The following is an 18,371-nucleotide window of genomic DNA, read 5'->3' as shown; positions in this document are numbered from 1 at the left end:
CCCCCCCCCCCCCCCCCCCCCCCGAGCCGGCATAACAGAGAAATACGCCAATCTGACTGTTCTCGACACGTCCTGCCGTACCGCTGTACTGGCGCTGGACGTCGGCAGAATGTTGCCCCTTCTTGATGAATCCCGTCTCATCGAGAATCAGCACACCGTCCGGTGTGCCCAGGTAGTGCCACCCAGCGTCGCAATTCATCACACGCCACCTCCGGGTCCCAGCGGGCCCGCTCAAGAAGATATTGAACGCCATCGGGGGTAGGGTAGCATCGCCTAGCCACTTGGCGAGCTGCCAGCCGTTCTTGCGTTCGACTGGCCCAACAGGCCTTTGAGGTAGGCCATGGCCCGCTCGCGCGTTTCGGAACGCGGAAAAGCTTGCCGAGTCGGTCGGCCATCTCATCGAAATATCTGGAATCGGGGAAATCGGATGCCATCATGATCTACCTACTTTCGAAAAACTGTACTCGGGCTCAGCTAGCTACGGCTGTAGTATTAAAGTCCAACTCCCGCTTGCCGATATAGATTCTTGATTAGGCATGCGCCTTCTTGAGAACAAACTTCATTCATTTGGCAAGCGGAGCCTCTAATGCCCGAAGAAACAAACAATTGGTACTATGCGGAGAAAGGCGAAAAGCTTGGGCCGTTTAATTTTGAAGAGCTAAAAGATCTCGTCACGAAAGGGAAAGTATCAAAGGACACCAAGGTTTGGGGAGGAATAGGCGACTGGGTGCCAGCCTATCAAACTGCTCTGTCTGGGATGTTTGCTGCCCCGTCTAATATGCCTCCCCCTCTCGCTGGGACAGAAGTCTATAACCTTTATGTTTGGCTAGTCGTTGCTATCCCTATTGTAGGCGCCTTGCTAGAGCTCCTATTAATTGATGTCCTGGGAGCCGCATCTACCTTGTTGTACTTGGTACCTAACGTTGTCTTGTGCGTTCTCGATGAGCGCAAGCTGAAGGCAGCCGGGCATCAGGCTCCCAGTAGCTGGTGGTGCTTGGTTATTCCAGTGTATCTGTGGAAGCGTGCGACGCTGCTTAAGCAAAAGAAGCATTATTTTTGGGGATGGATGGCAGCTATGGTCATCTCTATCTTTATCACAATCGGTGGAAGTGAAGCTGCGCTGGAAGAATCGGCATGCCCAATTGTAACGGATATCATTGCGAATCAATTCTACGGCTCAGCCACGTGTAAAGCCGTCACGATCACCGAAGAAGTGTCTGCAGGCTTTTACAAAGCGACTGCCACGCTGGATACTGGTAAAGACCTTTTCATTACAATCGAAAAGCAAGGTGATGACAGTATCTACGTGAGAATCCCCAACCAATAACAGGCCATAATTGCTACAGCTAGGTTCCTTGTTCTATGAATCGCCCCAGGTTTCCTAGACATCTCCAGGCCTTATACTAAAGGTGTCTAGGAGGATCCATGAGCCGTCCCCGTTACACTGAAAAATTCAAAATCGAAGCTGTTAAGTTAAACAGGTGGTAGAGCGCGGCCATCGCGTTGCCAAGGTCGCTGAACGTTTAGGCGTGTCAGGCCACAGCTTGCACCACTGGATCAAGCGCTACGATAAGCATGTAGAACAACGGCAAGAAGATGATGATCTCCAAGCTGAAAACCGTCGTTTGAAGGCTGAACTAAAACGCTTTTCAGAAGAGCGGGTTATACTAAAAAACCTTTATGGGTTGGCACCCGCTTGTAGGTACAGAAACCCGCCCGCAGGCGGCCTATACTCAGCCTGGGTACCAGGGGCGCAGCCGTTGGTTTTTTGGAGGTCGACCCCGTTAAAAAACGTGGCTCGGGTGGCGTGCTGGACTTGAAAGTGGTGACACCGTCTGAGGTGATCAAAGGACAGTTCTACCTGACGGCCCTTCGGGGCAAGCGCCAACTTCCGTAGGGCCCGGTGCTAGCCGACTGGGTCTCGGGTCGGCTGCTGGCGTCGACAAAGCCGATGGGTAGGCACGTCAATATCCGGTTCTTCCCAGACAACGTCGAGTACCTGCGCTTGGTAATAGAGGCCGGCAAGGTAGTATCCCAGGAAGTGGAAAAGACCCTCAGGGGAGGATGCTAGACATGGGCATGCCCTTAGTCTCGGATATAGCCATTACGCCGTGACCAGCGCTTTCTTCGCACAGCGAGCGTGAACCAGGGGGAGGAGGCCGCCTAACTGGCTTGGTTGCTGATTGAACGTAACCGATGTAGCCCCTGTGAATAATGGAGAAGTCTAAGTCTATGTTTTTACTGAAAGGCCGCATGGCAGACGCGATCCTTAGGTTAGCAAAATGGCACTCAAAATCCCTTGATCGTAGGTTCAAATCCTACTGGGCCCACCATCAGAAACTGGCAGTCACCCCCTTCCAAGTTTTATTTTCCTTAAGTTTATAATTGAGATTAGGTTGCTAACACGCAGCAACGTTGCCGTCACACATTCACTCTCTTTCTCCTTCAGCACCTTTTGCATTTTGCGCGCTGTGTCAGCAGCTCTAGGCCAATGATGATGCTTGGGGCAGGCTCATCTATCTTTTTCATTCCTTGGACAGCTTCGATTTCCCCGCCTATCCTCATGAGGTATGAGTTATAAGCGTAGGCTTGCACGGTCCGCAGGTATCGCTTGCTAAGGCAGCGCTGATCCCTCGCCGAGATGGAGTATTGATAAGGTAAGACGGTGTTCGTGTAGCGGCACTAAATCTTAAGGCATCTTCATTTTCTACAAGGAGTGTAGCATGGCGTATGCCCCCGACGTTTCTCCGTCCCAACCTCAGCAGGATCCCCTCAATTCGATGGCTTTCTACGGTTCGGCCATCGCCATCGGGGTGCACAAGGGCATCCGTCGGCTCTCCGAGCTCGACATGCTGCTGGCGCTGCTGCTCTCCAGTCTGACCTTTATTCTCCGCGACCCAATCACGACGCCCCCGGTCTGGAAGCGGATTCTCTGGGCTGCCATCAGCGGCGTACTTACCCGGCAAGGAGGTCCACATCGACAACGAGAGGGCACACCAAACGGCCGTTGCCTGCACCGGAAGCGGAGCCTCCCTCTACGTAAGGCAGACCAGGAGACACTTGTAAAAATCACCATTACGGAGATTGTTTACCATGAAACACTACGCCCACGCGGCCATGGGTCTTGCCGCTACCGCCATGCTGACGTCCCCGCTTGCCTTGGCGCAGCCGGGTGAATCCGTGCAGACCGAGGTCGGCGCGATTGCCGTCGAAACTGTCGTGGACGGTCTTGTGCACCCTTGGGGCATGGCTTTTCTGCCCGACGGACGCATGCTGATTACCGAGCGCGAGGGGCGTCTGCGCATCCTTTCGAAGGACGAGACGCTCTCCGATCCGATCGAAGGGGTGCCAGATGTCTTCAATCGGGGCCAGGGCGGTCTGCTTGATGTCGCGCTGCATCCAGATTTCGCCTCGAACCGCTGGGTCTATCTCACCTTCGCTGAACCCGGCGAGGAGGGGGCGTCCACCGCGCTCGGTCGCGGCCGCCTCGAAGAAGGCCGACTTGAAGGCTTCGAGGTGCTCTTCCGCCAGGAGCCCAAGGTCGACGAAGAGAACCACTTCGGAGGGCGCATCGTCTTTACCGGCGAGGATACGCTCTTCTTCACCTTGGGCGAGCGCTTCCTGTTCGATCCGGCCCAAGACCTGGCCAACCACTTGGGCACCATCGTTCACCTCAATCATGACGGTTCGGCAGCCGCGGACAACCCCTTCATCGATCAGGACGATGCCCGCGATGAGATCTGGTCCTACGGTCATCGCAACATTGAAAGTGCCGCCATCCACCCCGATACGGGCGAGCTGTGGGTCGCCGAAATGGGGCCGCTGGGCGGTGACGAGCTCAACCGTCCCCAGGCCGGTAAGAACTATGGCTGGCCCGAGGTTAGCTGGGGCAAACACTACAGCGGTGAGGAGATTCCCGATCCTTCCGCAAACGGCGAGTATGCAAATGCGGTCAAGCAGTGGACCCCCGTGATCTCGCCGTCCGGCATGATCTTCTATACTGGCGACAAGTTTGCCGATTGGCAGGGCGACATACTGATCGGTGGTCTCACGGAGCAGGGTTTGGTGCGCATCACCCTCGATGGCGAGGAGGTGGCCAATGATGAACGCATCCCGCTAGGCGCGCGAATTCGCGATGTCGAGCAAGGCCCGGAGGGATGGGTCTACGTAGCGACTGACGAGCCGGATGGAAAGGTGATGCGCCTGAGGGCGTTGGAAGACTGAGAGCCAGACGCTGTCGGCTTGACATGGGAAAGCCTTGGCTGCATGGAACAACCGCTTAGTGGGTCTGTATAAAGAGCGCGATGGCACCATCGACAGCTGGACAGTAGATAATCGTGTGGTGGGTACTTGGTGCACGGAACGTACCGAGAACACCTTACTGCTGGGCGCGGATGACCTACTTACCCGCGAAATTGATAAAGAGCAGACCGGCCTTTATGCCCAGAACCAGTTGCGCATTGATGAACGCTGGGTGCTATTAGGCGGCGTGCGGTGTGGGCAGCACCGTTGATACCAGTGTTGCTGACAACACAGAAGTGGATAGTTACATCTTACGCGGTACGCAAATCGGGCTGCCGCTTTCGGGGTCGTGGATGACATGAGCGTCCAGGTCGAACACGCGCTTGAGATTAGGCGCGGTAAAGACCTCGCTAGGCGCTCCGCTGGTGACGATACGGCCATCGTGGTGGCCGCCACACGCTGCCACAGCGTCACTTTACGATTGGCATGGCCTAAAAGCTAATGCAAAGCATTACCAAAGGAGGGCCGCGACCTCCACCACGCCAAACACCGCAACACCGGCCGCGACCGGCCAGCCCAATGAGCGCACCCGTGACCACACCAGTAGCGTGACGGCAAGCCCGATGGCGGTGGCGGTCCAGGAAACGGCGCTGGGGTTAACCGGCACAATGGATACCCCCAGCACCGCGGCAATCATCAGCGGGCCGAGAATGCCCAGCCACTCGGGCATGTTATTAAGGCCGCTAGCGCTGTTGAGCCGGCGCTGCATCCATAAAAACGGCACGACGCGCATCAGCAGCGTGCCAAGGGCCGAAACTGCAACGGCTAGCCAAAGTGCGGTGCTCATGATTCACGCCTCCTGCGGGTGTCGACTTTCACCATATAGAATTTCATGGAATAGAAGCATAGCGCGCCGCAGGCGGCGGCTAGGGGAATCGCCACATTACTCCAGCCAACCAGGGTTAAACAGAGGGCCGCTAGAATGGTGCAGCCCATGGCGACTGCCCACCGCTTATCAGTAAAGCGCGGTGCTACCATGGTCAGAAACAGCGCGGGCAGGGCGAAGGGCATAATCTCACCCAGCAGCGGCCAGCGGGCGGTAAAGGCTTCCCCTGCGGTAGCCCCCACCGCGGTACCGATGATCCAGGCGCCCCAAGCCAGTAGCGATGCACCGACAAACCAACTAAAGCGCTTTGCCTCGGGCAGTTGAGGCAGCCGGGTTAAGGCCAGGGCAAACACCTGATCGGTGAGGCCGTGCATCAGCCAAGGCCAGTGGCGGCTGCGCGGCAGTAGCGCGGCTAGATTAGGGCCATACACCACATGGCGGATGTTAATCAGCAGCGTCATCAACACCACCAGCCACAGCGGTGCGCCGGTGGCGATCATGCCCACAAACAGAAACTGAGAGGCACCGGCGTAAATCAGCGCTGAAATAGCCGTGGCCTCCAGGGTGCTAAAGCCTGCCTGGGTGGCCACCAGGCCAAACGACAGCGCTACTGGAATGTAGCCGCCCAATAGTGGGATAGCCTCTCGGACACCCTGTAGCGCGCTCTGGCCTGGGGAGTGGTGAGCTAGCTGGTTCATGGCGTTACCCCGTTTTCACCGTAGGTAATGGTCATTATTACCATGGCCTCCGCTGTTTGGGTGCGATAAAGGTGTGGCTGGTCGGCGGGGAAGGTTACGGTATCGCCGGGCGTAAGCGTTGTGGTGGCGCCTTCTGGCCCCGCCTCCAGCCAGCCACTAATCAGCGTGAGCGATTCGCGCGTGCCGGTGGTATGGGCTTCGGCATGGCGCAATGTATGCGGCGCGCAGCGCATCCAGTAAGCGTCTACCTGGGGGAAACCCTTGCCTTGGTCAATTAAGCGCACTTGCACACCGTCTTCGCCCAGGGGTTCGCTGATCGGCGCCACCAAGGTGCCAAAGGGGGTGTTGAGCTGCACCGCCAGCCGCCAGATGGTGTCCAGGGTCGGGTTGCCGTTGCCTTGTTCCAGGCGGGAAAGGTTTGATTTGGCAATACCCGCCGCCGTTGCCAGTTGCGAGAGCGACCAGCCCCGCTCCTGACGAAGTGCTTGCAGATGCTGCCCTAGCGTATTGCGTGAAAGCTTATCCATCATAATGTGTCGTCCACTGTCCCTTATATGGAACGTTCTATATAAAGAACGTTAGCCTGTCAATGGTCTCGCTCGGTAACAACAGCGTTGCGCGGGAGTGGCACCCTTTATGCATCAGCTTTAGGTATTTAGCTTAGGGCATGGGTGGAAGGTGCTCTGTTGCGAGGAAGCACAATGCGTTCATTGGCAATGCTTAAGCCGGTTAAGTCGATTCTATGGAGCGTAGCGCTGTTGCTGCTGGGCAATGGCTTGCTGAATACGCTGCTAACCCTGCGCGGCACAGGGGAGGGGTTCTCCAGCGCGGTACTGGGGATGATTATGTCCGGCTACTTTGTCGGTTTTATCTGCGGTACCTGGGTGAGCGGGCGGTTAATTCGGCGCATGGGGCATATCCGCACCTTTGGCTTCTGCGCGTCTATTTGTGCATCGGTGGCGCTGTTGCATCTGGTGTTTATCAATCCGTGGGTATGGCTGCCGTTGCGGGTGGTTTACGGGCTTTCGTTTATCACCTTAATTACCGTGATCGAAAGCTGGTTGAATAGCCAAGCCGCTAGCCATGAGCGGGGGCGAATCTTTGCCGTCTATATGGTCGTTAATTTGGGTGCCTTGGCGACGGCCCAACAGCTACTGCGGCTTTCCTCGCCGCAGGGTTTTTTACTGTTTGTGGTGATTGCCATTTTAATCAGTTGGGCGCTGTTACCCATCACCTTAACCCGCCGCGTGCAGCCTAAATTGCCGGAACGGCCTAAAAGTAGCCTGCGATCGCTGCTGGGTTTTGCCCCACTGGCGGTCGCCTCCGCTGCGTTATCGGGGTTGGCGATGGGTGCGTTCTGGTCGATGACCCCGGTCTACGCCACGCAGCTGGGCTTTGATATCGGCGGTGTTGGCTTGGTGATGAGCGTGGCGATTATCGGCGGCGCGCTGCTGCAGATACCTATCGGGCGTTTCTCCGATAATCACGACCGCCCTAGAGTAATGACCTGGGTGGTCTTTTTGGCGGCACTTATTGCCGCCGCCATGCCCTTTGCACCCAGCCATGAAACACTCTTGGGGCTGTATTTTATTTGGGGCGGTTTGGCGTTTTCGCTCTACCCGCTGGCCGTGGCACAGCTGATCGATCAGCTTCACCCGGATGAAATCGTCTCCGGCTCGGCGGATATGCTGGTCATGCATGGCGCCGGTTGTGCAGTGGCACCGATAGCGGCGGGGTCACTGATGACGGCGGTAGGTGGCCACGGCCTGCCGATTTACATCGCCTGCGTGTTTACCGTATTAGGCGCTTACGCAATTTACCGTCGCCGCCATGTCACGGCCTTGATCACCCACACCGCCCACTTTGAGCCAATGGTCCAAAGTGGTGCAGGGGCGTTGGAAATGATCTTTGATGATACCCAGCGCGATCTTTTCGATGATCCAAGCTTTTACGAAAAGGACGAACGCGAGCGTTTAACGCGCCTTCTCAAACCAGCCAGTGGTTGAGTTGAGTTCAGGGCGCGCTGGGGAGTCCTCATGGGGCATTACTGACCGGGGAGGGTGAGTTGCTCGCTTTCTTGGAGCGGCAGGCCGCTGCGGTAAAGAGCACGTCGGTCGAGGAGTTGAGCGCGGTTTCAGTGGCGTCCTGCACCACGCTAATCACAAAGCCAATCGCCACCGCCTGCATGGCCACTTCCGTGGGGATGCCGAACAGGTTAGCGGCCATGGGAATCAGCATTAGCGAGCCGCCCGCCACGCCGGAAACGCCGCAGGCTGCCAGCGCTGATACCACGCACAGTAGCAGCGCCGTGGCAAAATCAACGCTAATGCCCAGCGTATGCGTAGTCGCCAGGGTGATCACGGTAATGGTAATGGCCGCGCCGCACATATTGATCGTCGCGCCCAGTGGAATTGAGATAGCGTAGGTATCAGGGTCGAGCTCTAGGCGGCGGCACAGCTCAAGGTTGACTGGGATATTCGCCGCCGAGCTACGCGTGAAAAAGGCCGTAATCGCGCTACCACGCAGGCAGGCGAAAACGAGCGGATAAGGGTTCTGGCGGGTAGTAAAGTAGACCAACAGCGGATTGCTCACCAGCGCGACAAACACCATACAGCCCACAATCACTGCCAACAGCTGGGCATAGTTAAGCAGCGATTCAACGCCGGATTCTGCCAGCGTGCCTGCCACCAAGCCAAAGATACCCAGCGGCGCTAAACGAATCACCAGCGTGACGATGCGTGTGACCGCCGTGGATAAATCGCTCAACGCTTGGCGGGTAGTCTCGCTGGCTTGGCGCAGCGCCAAACCCAGGCCGATGGCCCAAGCCAGGATAGCAATAAAGTTTGCCTCCATCAGCGCGCTAATCGGGTTGGCCACCGCATTCAGCAGCAGGTCGCGCAGAACGCTAAAAATATCCCCTGGCGGGTTGCCGTCAACTTGGCCTGCATTCAATGAAAGCTCGGTGGGGAATACAAAGCTGGCCGCTACCGCAATCAGTGCGGCGATCAATGTACCCACCACGTACAGTGCTAGCACCGGGCGAATGTGGGTCGGCTGACCTTTTTGATGAGCAGAAATCGCGGCGGCCACCAGCACAAACACTAAAATGGGCGCTACCGCCTGCAAAGCGGCGATAAAAAGCTGGCCCAGCAGGGCTACATCGCTAGCAATGTCCGGCGTGAACAGGGCGAGCAATACCCCGGCAACGATACCGATTAAAATCTGCGGTATTAGGCCCAGCCGTAGAAGCGGCCGAAAAACAGTACGAGCGGTGGCGATCATTGCGCAACTCTCAGGTAGTAGAAAGTGGGTAGCGTTGTAGCGAGGGGCCACAACGCGCCTGAAAGGGGCGGTATTCTATCAGCTGCTGCTCTCCTCCGTGTCGCTGATATTTGCCTAGTCGATGAGCGCGCTATTTTTCGAGGGTTATTGACGAAACACTGATTTTATTCACTAAAAATGCCCCTGCCGTATGAGTCGGCAGGGGCATTAATTGAGGCTGCTTTTGGCACTGGCGGTTTAGCCGACGCGCTGAGTTAGCCGATTAAGTCGCTACGGCACCGAGGGCCGCTGGGGTGGTTTTATCTGAAGGGTAAAGAGCCGTGACCCCTATCTCTGAATAACCGCGCTGCGTTAACGCCAGGACGTCAGGGGAAGTGCCCCATTTCATCAGCATCTCATCCAGCAGTTGCTCGGCGTCTTCAGATTGGCCGCAGCGGATAAGCAGTTGGACAATGGCATAATCACACTCGGGGGTGTCGAATAGCTCGTCCTTGATATCTTGAATGGCAATATGAAGACCCGCCTGGGAAAGGCCAGTGTGCGTTTTGCTATGCATATCACGACTCCTTGTGATTGCGAACGGCGATTTGCGTCAAAAGACCGCCTAAATTTGAAAGGGTACATCAAAAGACGTACCGAACTGAGCCTAATATAGCCGTCAGTGAGAAGCAACTACCAAAAAAGAGCGGTTTGAACGACTACTCGGCGTCCGCCATATGCCTGCGCAGTGTCCAGTAGCCACCCCATAGTCGCGTCGCCACCGTCATCAGACAAGCAATCGCAAATAACGTCGCAAGCGTCGGGAAGTGGTTAGGCAATAGACAGAAAATCACCAGCGCCAGCACGGTTTCAGTGCCTTCGGTTAAGCCTTCTAAATAGTAGAACGCCTTGTTGGGAAAGTTAGGCCGTTCTATCGCTTGCTGTTTAGCGGCAATGGCAAAGGCCAGAAACGACGTGCCGGTGCCGATAAATGCAAACAGCAGCAGGCAAGCCGCGAGGGCATTCTGCTCAGGGTTGGCCAGTGCAAAGCCAAGCACCACGGCGGCGTAGAAAACAAAATCGAGGCCAATATCAAGAAAGCCGCCTGCATCGCTAGTTTGGCCACTTAACCGTGCCAACGCACCGTCTACGCCGTCACCCAGGCGGTTTAGCACAATCACCACTAGGGCGAGCCCATACTGCTCCCATGCCAACAGCGGTAGTGCCATCATACCGATCAAAAAAGCGCCTAGGGTCACCTGGTCGGGAGTGATTTGGAGCCGATGCAGCGGCTGCGCGAGTCGTTTGAGGGGGCGATGGGTCAATGGCATTGTCCAGCGATCAAGCACGCTATTCTCCTTATCACGGGTTGGCAATGGTGCGCGCAAGCGTACGCGCCAGGTATTTTACGTGGGTGTTTAAAGGCAGTTAATAATTACAACTAAAGTTGTTAGACTTTGGTGGCAATAATGGGCAAATAACTGGACTAATGGCTGATAGCAGTTAATAAAGGGCGCCAAAAGAGTACCAGTACTGCGCGTAAGGGGACTGCTGCCAATGCGTTCATCCTTCACATCTCATCGTTCATACCACCGTAAGCGACGCTAATTACATGGATAAAACTACCCTGATGACGGCATGGGGCCAGCTATGGGGCTCCCATTACCAAGCTAAAAAGTTATTAATGTGCGCGTTGCCCACCGGCGGTGCCGCTAATGCAGCGGCGGCAACCCAACAGCGCGAGCCTCGCGAGCCCAAACCGCCTGCTTACACCACGCCGCAGAAAATTGGTTTACTGCTTGGGCCGCTGCTGTTCGCCTTGGTCGCGCTGTTTTTTCACCCTGAAGACTTGAGTGTTGAAGGGCGCATGGTGCTGGCCACTACCTTATGGGTCGCGGTGTGGTGGATCACTGAAGCCATCCCCATTCCCGTCACCTCGCTGTTGCCGATCGTGCTGTTGCCCATTACCGGCGCGCTGGATGGGCGTGCGGTGACCGCCGCTTACGGCAATCCGATTATTTTCTTGTTTTTGGGCGGTTTTATGATTGCCCTGGCGATGGAAAAGTGGGATTTACACAAGCGTATCGCGCTGTCGATTATCGCCGTACTAGGCACCAGTATTAACAGCATCGTGTTTGGCTTTATGGCCGCGACCGGCTTTTTGTCGATGTGGGTCTCCAACACCGCCTCCGTCATGATGATGCTACCCATTGGTACCGCTATTGTGTACCAGGTTAGCCAGGAGCTGGCTAAAAGTGATGGCGATCACAGTGCCGAAATTGACAAATTCAGCAAAGCGCTCATTTTTGGTATCGGCTACGGCGGCACCATTGGCGGCTTGGGCACGCTGATTGGTACGCCGCCGAATATTATTCTCGCCGCCATCGTCAACGAGCTATTTGGCGTTGAAATTTCCTTCGCCGGGTGGATGGTGTTTGCCTTTCCGGTTGTCGTCGTGCTGTTGTTTAGCGCTTGGTTGCTACTGACGCGGGTTTTTTTCCCGGTTAAATTTAGCCATCTGCCGGGTGGGAAGGAGCTGATTAACAAAGAGAAAGACGCTTTAGGTTCAACCAGTTTTGAAGAGAAAGCGGTGCTGGCTGTTTTCCTGTTCGCGGCCTTTATGTGGATTACCCGGTCGTTTTTATGGCAAGGGCAGATCATTAATATCCCTGGCATTAACGACACCATGATCGCGATTGTCGCCGCGTTGCTACTGTTTTTGATCCCTGCCAAAAACAAAGGTGGCTGCCTGTTGGGCTGGGATATCGCCAAAGATGTACCTTGGGGGATTTTGCTGCTGTTCGGCGGTGGCTTGGCGATTGCCGCAGGCTTTGGTTCATCCGGTCTGGCGGAGTGGATCGGCGGGCAGATGAGCGTGCTGGAAGGCGTCAACTTCCTGCTGGTCATTCTGCTGGCGAGCGGCATGGTGCTGTTCTTAACCGAAATTACCTCCAATACCGCCACGGCCACCATGATTCTACCGGTATTGGCATCGCTGGCGCTGGCGCTGGACGTCCACCCCTTCGTGCTGATGGTGCCCGCGGCCATGGCCGCCAACTGCGCCTTTATGCTACCGGTAGGCACGCCGCCCAATGCGATTATCTTTGCGACCGGCAAGATCAAAATCATTGAGATGGTGCGCACCGGCTTCTGGCTCAACATCATCGCCATGCTGCTGATTGTGGCGGCGGTGTATTTTATGCTGCCACTCATGTGGGGGGTTGATTTAACCACGTATCCCGACGCCTTCCGCCGCTAGAGGCTGTTGAGCCAGAGCCTTCGGAGAAAAACGATTAGCCCCGCCATAGAGCGGGGCTTTTTGCAGGTCGATTATCTAGGTCGGTGGCGTTTTGTGGGTAGAGGGCCTGCTGGGTTGTTATCATGGCGCCACACCATTTTTGTTGAGCTTGTTATGCGTCTACTTCACACCGCCGACTGGCACTTAGGCAGGCTGTTTCATAACCTCTCGCTGTTGGAAGATCAGCGCCATGTGCTCAACCAGCTGATCGCGATCATCGACCGTGAGGCCGTTGATGCAGTGTTGATCGCGGGTGATATTTTTGATCGCTCGGTGCCGCCCTCGGCGGCGGTAACACTGCTGGACGAGGTGCTCCACGCGCTCTGCGAGGAGCGCAAGCTGCCGGTGATCATGATCTCAGGTAACCACGACGGTGCGGCGCGGCTGCGTTTTGGCGCCCGTCACTTGCGCCAGTCCGGGCTGCATATTCTTTCCGATCTGGCCGCGTTTGCAACCCCTGTCACGTTGACTATTAAGGGCGTAGAAGTCGATGTGTTTGGCATCCCTTACGCAGACCCCGAACACGTGCGTAGCCAGTTTAATGCGGATGTGCGCGATTTTGACGGCGCCCACCGCTATTTGGTCGAGCGCATCCAAGAGCAGCGCCACCCAAAGCGGCCCACCGTGCTGATGAGCCACTGCTTTGTAGATGGCGGCAGCGCTTCAGACTCTGAGCGCCCGCTGACCCTAGGCGGGGCTGAAAGCGTCGCCTGGGAACCCATGCAACACTTTGACTACGTGGCGCTGGGGCACCTGCACGGCCCCCAATACCGCGGCGGCGAGCATATTCGTTACAGCGGCTCGCTACTCAAGTACAGCTTTTCCGAAGCCAGCCAGCGCAAAGGCGTAACGCTGGTGGATATTGAGGCGTCCGGCGTCACTCAGATTGAACAGATCCCGCTGACCCCCCATCGCGAAGTGCGCGTATTGGAGGGCGAGATAGCCGCGCTTATCGACCAGGGTAAAACGGATGCCAACGCCGACGATTACCTACTGGTGCGGCTGACTGATCGCCACGCCATTCTCGATCCTATGGGCAAGCTGCGCGAGGTCTACCCCAACGTGTTGCACCTGGAAAAACCCGGCATGCTAGAGGCTCGGGGCACTCAGCAGCTGGATCGTGACCGGCCGCGCTTTGATACACTGGACATGTTTAGCGACTTCTTCGAGCAAACCAGCGGGGAAGCCATGAGCGACGAGCAGGCCCGCAGCATGGCGGCGCTCATTAACCAACTGCAGCGCGAAGAGACCCAGCAATGACGCCGTTAACCCTTACCATGCAGGCGTTTGGGCCCTTCGCGGGCAGCGAAACGATTGATTTCACCGCGCTGGGCAGAAGCCCGCTGTTTTTAATTAATGGCCCCACTGGGGCGGGTAAAAGCTCGATTCTCGATGCGATCTGCTTTGCCCTGTACGGCCAGACCACGGGCGATGAACGCACCGGCTCTCAGATGCGCTGCGATCAGGCCGATGCCGCGCTGCTAACCGATGTCACGCTGGATTTTCGCCTGCGCGGCGTCGATTACCGGGTGCGCCGCGTGCCCCAGCAGGAGCGCCCCAAGGCCCGCGGCGAAGGCACTACCACCCATAATGCTGAAGCCCAGCTATGGCGAATGACAGCGTTAGGTGAGACGGGTGAATGTCTCGTCGCCAAGAGTGTGATTGACGCAACCGCTGAACTGCAACGCTTGATCGGGCTCAACGCTGATCAGTTTCGCCAGGTGATGGTGCTACCCCAGGGCCAATTTCGTGAGCTGCTGATGGCAGACTCAAAAGACCGCGAAAAAATATTTTCCCAGCTGTTTCAAACGCAGATTTTCCAGCGTATCGAAGAGCAATTGCGTACCCAGGCCAACCAAATCGAGCGGGCAGTGAAAGATCATCGCCAGCATATCAGCGGCATTCTCGCCGGTGGTGAGCTGGAAAGCGAATCCGCGTTAGCGCAAGAGCTGGAAGCACTGACGCCTCAGGTGGAGCAGGCGCGGCAAGGCTTTGAAACCGCACAGCGAGCGCGCCGTGGCGCCGAAAAACAGCGCGATGAGGCGCTGGCGCTGCAGCGCCAATTTGAAGCCCGCGATACGCTAGCCGCAGATAAAGCCCGCCATGTAGAGCAGCACGCTCACATAGAAAACACTAAGGCGCGTCTAGCGCAAAGTGACCACGCCCAGGCGCTGGCCCCCCAGAGCACGGCTCTCGCGCAAGCACGGCAAGCGTTGACCACCGCCCAAGCCGATCACCAGCAGGCGCAAGCCGCGTTAACCAGCCAGCGCGCGAGCGCCGAACAGGCGCAGCACACCTGGGAAGCGGCCCGGGAGCGCCAGGCGGAAGTTCCCGCGCTGCGTGAGCGGCACCGCCAGCTAAGCGAGTTTATTCAACAAGGCCAACAGTTAAGCGAGTTACAGGCGCGCTTTCAAACCGCCCATAGCGCTTGGCAACAGGCCGATAGTGCGCTCAAACGTGATGAGGAGCAGTTAGAGCACATTCGCCAACAGGGCGAAGCCATCGGCGTTACGCTGGAGCGCTTACAAACGGAGTTTCAGCAGCTGGCCAGCGCCCCCGCTGAACTCAGCCGCCATGAAAGCCTGCTTACCCAGCGCCAAGAGCTGGATAATTTAAGCCAACACAGGCGTGAGCTGGACAGCCAGCAACAGCAGGCAACCCAAGCATTGAGTCGCCGTCAAGAAGAAGCCGACCAGGCGCAACGTCACGCCACTGAGCAGGAGATGCACTGGCATCAGAGCCAGGCCGCGCTGTTAGCGCTGACCCTTGAGCAGGATGCCCCTTGCCCGGTGTGCGGCAGCCTGGAGCATCCCACCCCCGCGGCAAGTAGTACCGACGTGGTCACTCAGGCGCAGGTTGAAAAAGCCCGCTCAGCACTAGAAAAAGCCCGCCAAGCGCGGCAAGCGGCTGAGCGCCAGCACCAGACGCTTGCGCAACAGATCGAGTACAACGCACAGCAGGTGCAGCGCCTTGGTCAGCAGTTAGCCGAATGGGCGACCCAGCCGTTAAGCGAGCTGCAAAACGCCTGTGAAGACTTGCGCCGCCAAGTGCAGCGACGGCAAAGCGTTGAGCGTGAGATTAGCCAGCAAACCACTGCCCGCGATGGGCTGCGCCGTGAATGGGCAACCCTGGACAAACAGCTTAAAGCCCAGCGCCCTACCGTTGAGAAGGCCAAAGAAGACGCCCTTCGCCTAGAGAGCCAGCGCGACCAGCTGAGCCAAGCGTTGCCTGATGATGCCCGCGACTCAGAGGCCATGCGTCACACCCTCGCCGAGCTGGAACGCCAGATCGCGCAGATTGAAAAAGCCTGGGAAAGTGCCCAGCAGGGGCTGTCGACCAGCCAAACCCAACGGGCGCGGGCGGAAGAGCAACTGCGTGGCGCAAGCGAGCGCGTCGAGCGCAGCGAACAGGCGCTAGAACAAGCGCAAACGGCGTGGCAAACAGCGCTGCAGCAAAGCCCCTTCGACGACGAGGCGGCGTTTCAGGCGGCCCAGTTGGACGACGCCCAGCGGCAAGACCTCACCCAGCAGCTAGAGGTGTACCAACGCCGCTTGGCCGAGCTTGAGGGGGCGTTGCAGAATTACCAAACTCAGCTCGCGGAAAAAACGCCGCCGGATATCGCCGCGCTCAATACCCAGGCCGAGGACGCGCAAGCGGCAGAAAATGCTCAGTTAGAGACATGGCGGGGGCTGGATGGGCGGTTAAAAACGCTGCACGCTATTCGCCAAAAACTCGCCACTGCCCACGCCGCTCAGGCCGAGCTTGAAGCCCAGTACCAGCTGTGGGGCACGCTCAGCGAGGTTGCCAATGGCCGCACCGGGCACCGCATCAGCCTGCAGCGCTTTGTGCTTGGCGTGCTGCTGGACGACGTGCTGATTCAAGCGTCGGAGCGGCTGGTGCGCATGAGCCGTGGGCGCTATCAGTTAGTGCGTCGGGAGGATCCGTCCAAGGGCAATAAAGCCTCGGGCCTGGAGCTTGATGTAGCCGATACCTACACCGGCAAAAACCGCCCCGTCGCGACGCTTTCCGGCGGTGAGTCGTTTATGGCGGCGCTGGCGCTGGCGCTGGGGCTTTCGGATGTGGTGCAGGCGTACGCGGGCGGCATCACCTTGGATACGCTATTTATCGATGAAGGCTTTGGCAGTCTTGATCAGGATGCCCTGGATCAAGCCATCGCCATGCTTAGCGAGCTGCAAATGGGCGGCCGCATGATCGGAATTATTTCCCACGTCAGCGAACTCAAAGAGCAAATGCCAGTCCGTTTAGAAGTGCGCACCAGCCGCCAGGGCAGCACGGTGGAAGTGAAGGGCGCACTGCTTTGACGGCTGACGTGGGATTAATTCATGTTGCGTTCATACAGCATGTTTTATAGGTTCTTCGTCACTTCAAGTGGACTTAATATTCATTAGCTATTTTGTATCTCACGGTTCAGATTACAACCACTAAGCCAGCTATCTGTTGTGGGAGGCCGCTTCAGCGGTGGTCCGACACTTCGGCGAAGGGTGCCGCAGGCACTCCCTTGGTTTCATCATGCTAGTAGCCCAAACATTCGCGAGCTGAAGCTCCCTCCCACAGGAGCCACCATCATGCTGGCAGAGTTAATTCCACACTGAGTTACGCAGAGCCACAAATAATCAATACTTAGGAGTGCAAGGATGAACGCAAGCAAGATTTTACAGCAGCTTATGCAGCAAGCCGGTGGTAGCCAAAAAGGTAGCGGCGTGGACGTAAAAGGCATGCTGGATGGTCTTTCCCGCCAGTTGGGTGGCAGCAATAACGCTAACAGCCAAGGCGCCCAGCAAGGCAGTGGTTCTAGCGGTTTTGATCTGAAAAGCCTGCTGGGTGGCGGTGCCATGGGCCTATTAGTGGGTTCCAAGCGTGGCCGGAAAATGGGCGGCAAAGCGCTTAAATATGGCGCTATTGCCGGCGTCGGCGTGCTGGCATGGAAAGCGTGGCAGAGTTCTCAGGCGGGTAAAAATGCCAGCTCCCAACAAAATGCTACCCCGAACGCGTCAGAGGGCGAGCAGGTAGACGCACTGAGCGGTGAATACCAAGAGCGCCGCAGTCTTGAATTGTTGCAAGCAATGATCATGGCCGCCCGCGCCGATGGCCATATTGACGAGCAAGAGCAGTCGCTGATTACCGAGCAGATCGACGCCCTAGGGGCCGATCAGGAGATGCATCACTGGGTAGAGCAGCAGCTAAAAGCACCGCTGGATGCCCAGGCGCTGGCCCGCGAAGCAGACTCCCCCCAAGCGGCCCGCGAAATGTACCTGATCAGCGTGGCTGTGACCGATGAGCAAAACCCCATGGAACGTGCCTGGCTGGATCAATTAGCCAGCGCGCTTAACTTGCCCCAAGAGATGGTCGATGAGCTTGAACGCCAAGCGCAGCAGGCAGGTTAATGCTGGATACGGTCAATTTTTGGCTAGCCACCGGTTTTGGGCTGGGGCTAGTGCCCATTGCACCGGGTACCTTTGGCTCGCTGCTGGGTATTCCGTTGGCGTGGTGGCTGCTGAGTCGGCCGCTAGGCCACCAGGGAATTATCATGGCGGTTCTGCTGGTGCTGGCGGTGCCGGTTTGCCACATCGCTGAGTGGCATTATATAGGCTTAGGGAACGAAGGATTGGACCATGGCAGCATCGTCGCTGATGAGTATGTGGCGTTTCCGCTAGCGGTTATCGGATTAGCCGCCGCGCGCCATCCAGCGGCGATAGCGCTGGCATTCGTTGTCTACCGCTTTTTCGATGGATTGAAGCCGCCACCGATTCATTTGGCAGAGTATGTTCATGGCGGCTTTGGCATTGTGTTGGACGACGTTATCGCCGCGCTGGTGACCTGGCTGGTGATGGCGCTGGTGTTAAAACTTTGGCGGCACCGCGCGTCTCAGCGAGCCTGAACGCAGTAAAGCGTGACGAAAAAGGCGCTTCGTCACTGCGTGTGGAATTTTTCTGCATGGCAGATAACGGCACCCGTGGTAGGTAGC

The 18,371-nt window shown here is 57.1% G+C and carries 16 protein-coding genes and 2 pseudogenes; 10 read left to right on the top strand and 8 right to left on the bottom strand.

The genetic code is table 11. From position 1 onward, the window contains the following. Positions 1 to 372, bottom strand: a pseudogene (locus tag HVA01_RS17625) (transposase); the annotation flags it as partial. A 214-nt stretch (positions 373 to 586) separates the two neighbouring features. On the opposite strand from HVA01_RS17625, the gene HVA01_RS04550 reads away from it, so the two are divergent. The 4 genes and pseudogenes from HVA01_RS04550 to HVA01_RS04535 all read left to right on the top strand — a co-directional run bounded on the left by HVA01_RS04550 (position 587) and on the right by HVA01_RS04535 (position 4,513). Then, positions 587 to 1,327: a DUF4339 domain-containing protein gene (locus HVA01_RS04550; protein ID WP_146873356.1), complete on the top strand. Its 741-nt coding sequence runs from the start codon at positions 587 to 589 to the stop codon at positions 1,325 to 1,327. A 98-nt stretch (positions 1,328 to 1,425) separates the two neighbouring features. Further along, positions 1,426 to 1,673, top strand: a pseudogene (locus tag HVA01_RS17620) (transposase); the annotation flags it as partial. Between the two features lie 1,420 nt (positions 1,674 to 3,093). After that, positions 3,094 to 4,224 (top strand): PQQ-dependent sugar dehydrogenase, encoded by a 1,131-nt coding sequence (locus HVA01_RS04540; RefSeq protein ID WP_246129457.1) that lies wholly within the window; start codon positions 3,094 to 3,096, stop codon positions 4,222 to 4,224. A gap of 34 nt (positions 4,225 to 4,258) precedes the next feature. Next, positions 4,259 to 4,513, top strand: a complete 255-nt coding sequence (locus tag HVA01_RS04535) for a hypothetical protein (RefSeq protein ID WP_246129456.1) — start codon at positions 4,259 to 4,261, stop codon at positions 4,511 to 4,513. A gap of 33 nt (positions 4,514 to 4,546) precedes the next feature. On the opposite strand, the gene HVA01_RS04530 is transcribed toward HVA01_RS04535, so the two are convergent. From HVA01_RS04530 to HVA01_RS04515, 4 genes are read right to left on the bottom strand one after another with little or no spacing between them, the layout of a single operon-like run. Further along, on the bottom strand, positions 4,547 to 4,708 hold the full coding sequence (locus HVA01_RS04530; protein WP_307725357.1) for a hypothetical protein: 162 nt from the start codon (positions 4,706 to 4,708) through the stop codon (positions 4,547 to 4,549). A 45-nt stretch (positions 4,709 to 4,753) separates the two neighbouring features. After that, positions 4,754 to 5,089: an AzlD domain-containing protein gene (locus HVA01_RS04525; protein WP_146873352.1), complete on the bottom strand. Its 336-nt coding sequence runs from the start codon at positions 5,087 to 5,089 to the stop codon at positions 4,754 to 4,756. Further along, complete coding sequence (locus tag HVA01_RS04520; RefSeq protein WP_146873350.1) at positions 5,086 to 5,826, bottom strand: AzlC family ABC transporter permease; 741 nt, start codon at positions 5,824 to 5,826, stop codon at positions 5,086 to 5,088. The genes HVA01_RS04525 and HVA01_RS04520 overlap by 4 nt, the downstream gene beginning before the upstream one ends. Beyond that, positions 5,823 to 6,353, bottom strand: coding sequence for a helix-turn-helix domain-containing protein (locus tag HVA01_RS04515; RefSeq protein ID WP_146873373.1), 531 nt, complete (start codon positions 6,351 to 6,353; stop codon positions 5,823 to 5,825). Before HVA01_RS04515 ends, HVA01_RS04520 begins: the two co-directional genes overlap by 4 nt. 174 nt (positions 6,354 to 6,527) lie before the next feature. Between HVA01_RS04515 and HVA01_RS04510 the strand changes: the two genes are divergently transcribed. Then, the gene (locus tag HVA01_RS04510; RefSeq protein WP_146873348.1) at positions 6,528 to 7,832 is read left to right on the top strand and encodes an MFS transporter; all 1,305 of its coding nucleotides are present in this window, start codon (positions 6,528 to 6,530) and stop codon (positions 7,830 to 7,832) included. Between the two features lie 28 nt (positions 7,833 to 7,860). On the opposite strand, the gene sstT is transcribed toward HVA01_RS04510, so the two are convergent. From sstT to HVA01_RS04495, 3 genes are all read right to left on the bottom strand, one after another. Further along, positions 7,861 to 9,108 carry a serine/threonine transporter SstT gene (sstT, locus tag HVA01_RS04505; protein ID WP_146873346.1) on the bottom strand — a complete coding sequence of 416 codons (1,248 nt, stop codon included), beginning with the start codon at positions 9,106 to 9,108 and terminating at the stop codon, positions 7,861 to 7,863. A 262-nt stretch (positions 9,109 to 9,370) separates the two neighbouring features. Continuing rightward, entirely contained in the window at positions 9,371 to 9,664 is a 294-nt protein-coding gene (locus HVA01_RS04500) for a pentatricopeptide repeat-containing protein (RefSeq protein WP_146873344.1), read from the bottom strand. Between the two features lie 142 nt (positions 9,665 to 9,806). Further along, the gene (locus tag HVA01_RS04495; protein WP_146873342.1) at positions 9,807 to 10,436 is read right to left on the bottom strand and encodes a CDP-alcohol phosphatidyltransferase family protein; all 630 of its coding nucleotides are present in this window, start codon (positions 10,434 to 10,436) and stop codon (positions 9,807 to 9,809) included. A gap of 281 nt (positions 10,437 to 10,717) precedes the next feature. Between HVA01_RS04495 and HVA01_RS04490 the strand changes: the two genes are divergently transcribed. The 5 genes from HVA01_RS04490 (at position 10,718) to HVA01_RS04470 (ending at position 18,284) form a co-directional block, all read left to right on the top strand. Beyond that, on the top strand, positions 10,718 to 12,346 hold the full coding sequence (locus HVA01_RS04490) for an SLC13 family permease (RefSeq protein WP_146873371.1): 1,629 nt from the start codon (positions 10,718 to 10,720) through the stop codon (positions 12,344 to 12,346). A 153-nt stretch (positions 12,347 to 12,499) separates the two neighbouring features. Next, positions 12,500 to 13,645 (top strand): exonuclease SbcCD subunit D, encoded by a 1,146-nt coding sequence (locus HVA01_RS04485; RefSeq protein ID WP_146873340.1) that lies wholly within the window; start codon positions 12,500 to 12,502, stop codon positions 13,643 to 13,645. Beyond that, positions 13,642 to 16,707, top strand: a complete 3,066-nt coding sequence (locus HVA01_RS04480; RefSeq protein ID WP_146873338.1) for an AAA family ATPase — start codon at positions 13,642 to 13,644, stop codon at positions 16,705 to 16,707. The genes HVA01_RS04485 and HVA01_RS04480 overlap by 4 nt, the downstream gene beginning before the upstream one ends. 333 nt (positions 16,708 to 17,040) lie before the next feature. Further along, positions 17,041 to 17,790, top strand: a complete 750-nt coding sequence (locus HVA01_RS04475) for a tellurite resistance TerB family protein (protein ID WP_146873336.1) — start codon at positions 17,041 to 17,043, stop codon at positions 17,788 to 17,790. Continuing rightward, positions 17,790 to 18,284: a phosphatidylglycerophosphatase A family protein gene (locus HVA01_RS04470; protein ID WP_146873334.1), complete on the top strand. Its 495-nt coding sequence runs from the start codon at positions 17,790 to 17,792 to the stop codon at positions 18,282 to 18,284. The genes HVA01_RS04475 and HVA01_RS04470 overlap by 1 nt, the downstream gene beginning before the upstream one ends. Positions 18,285 to 18,371 lie beyond the last annotated feature (87 nt).

Origin of the sequence: Halovibrio variabilis (genome assembly GCF_007991175.1) — a bacterium.
In the GTDB taxonomy this organism is placed as follows: Bacteria; Pseudomonadota; Gammaproteobacteria; order Pseudomonadales; family Halomonadaceae; genus Vreelandella; species Vreelandella variabilis.
The sequence above is the reverse complement of the archived record's forward strand: the minus strand, read 5'-3'. Positions and strand labels throughout refer to the sequence as shown.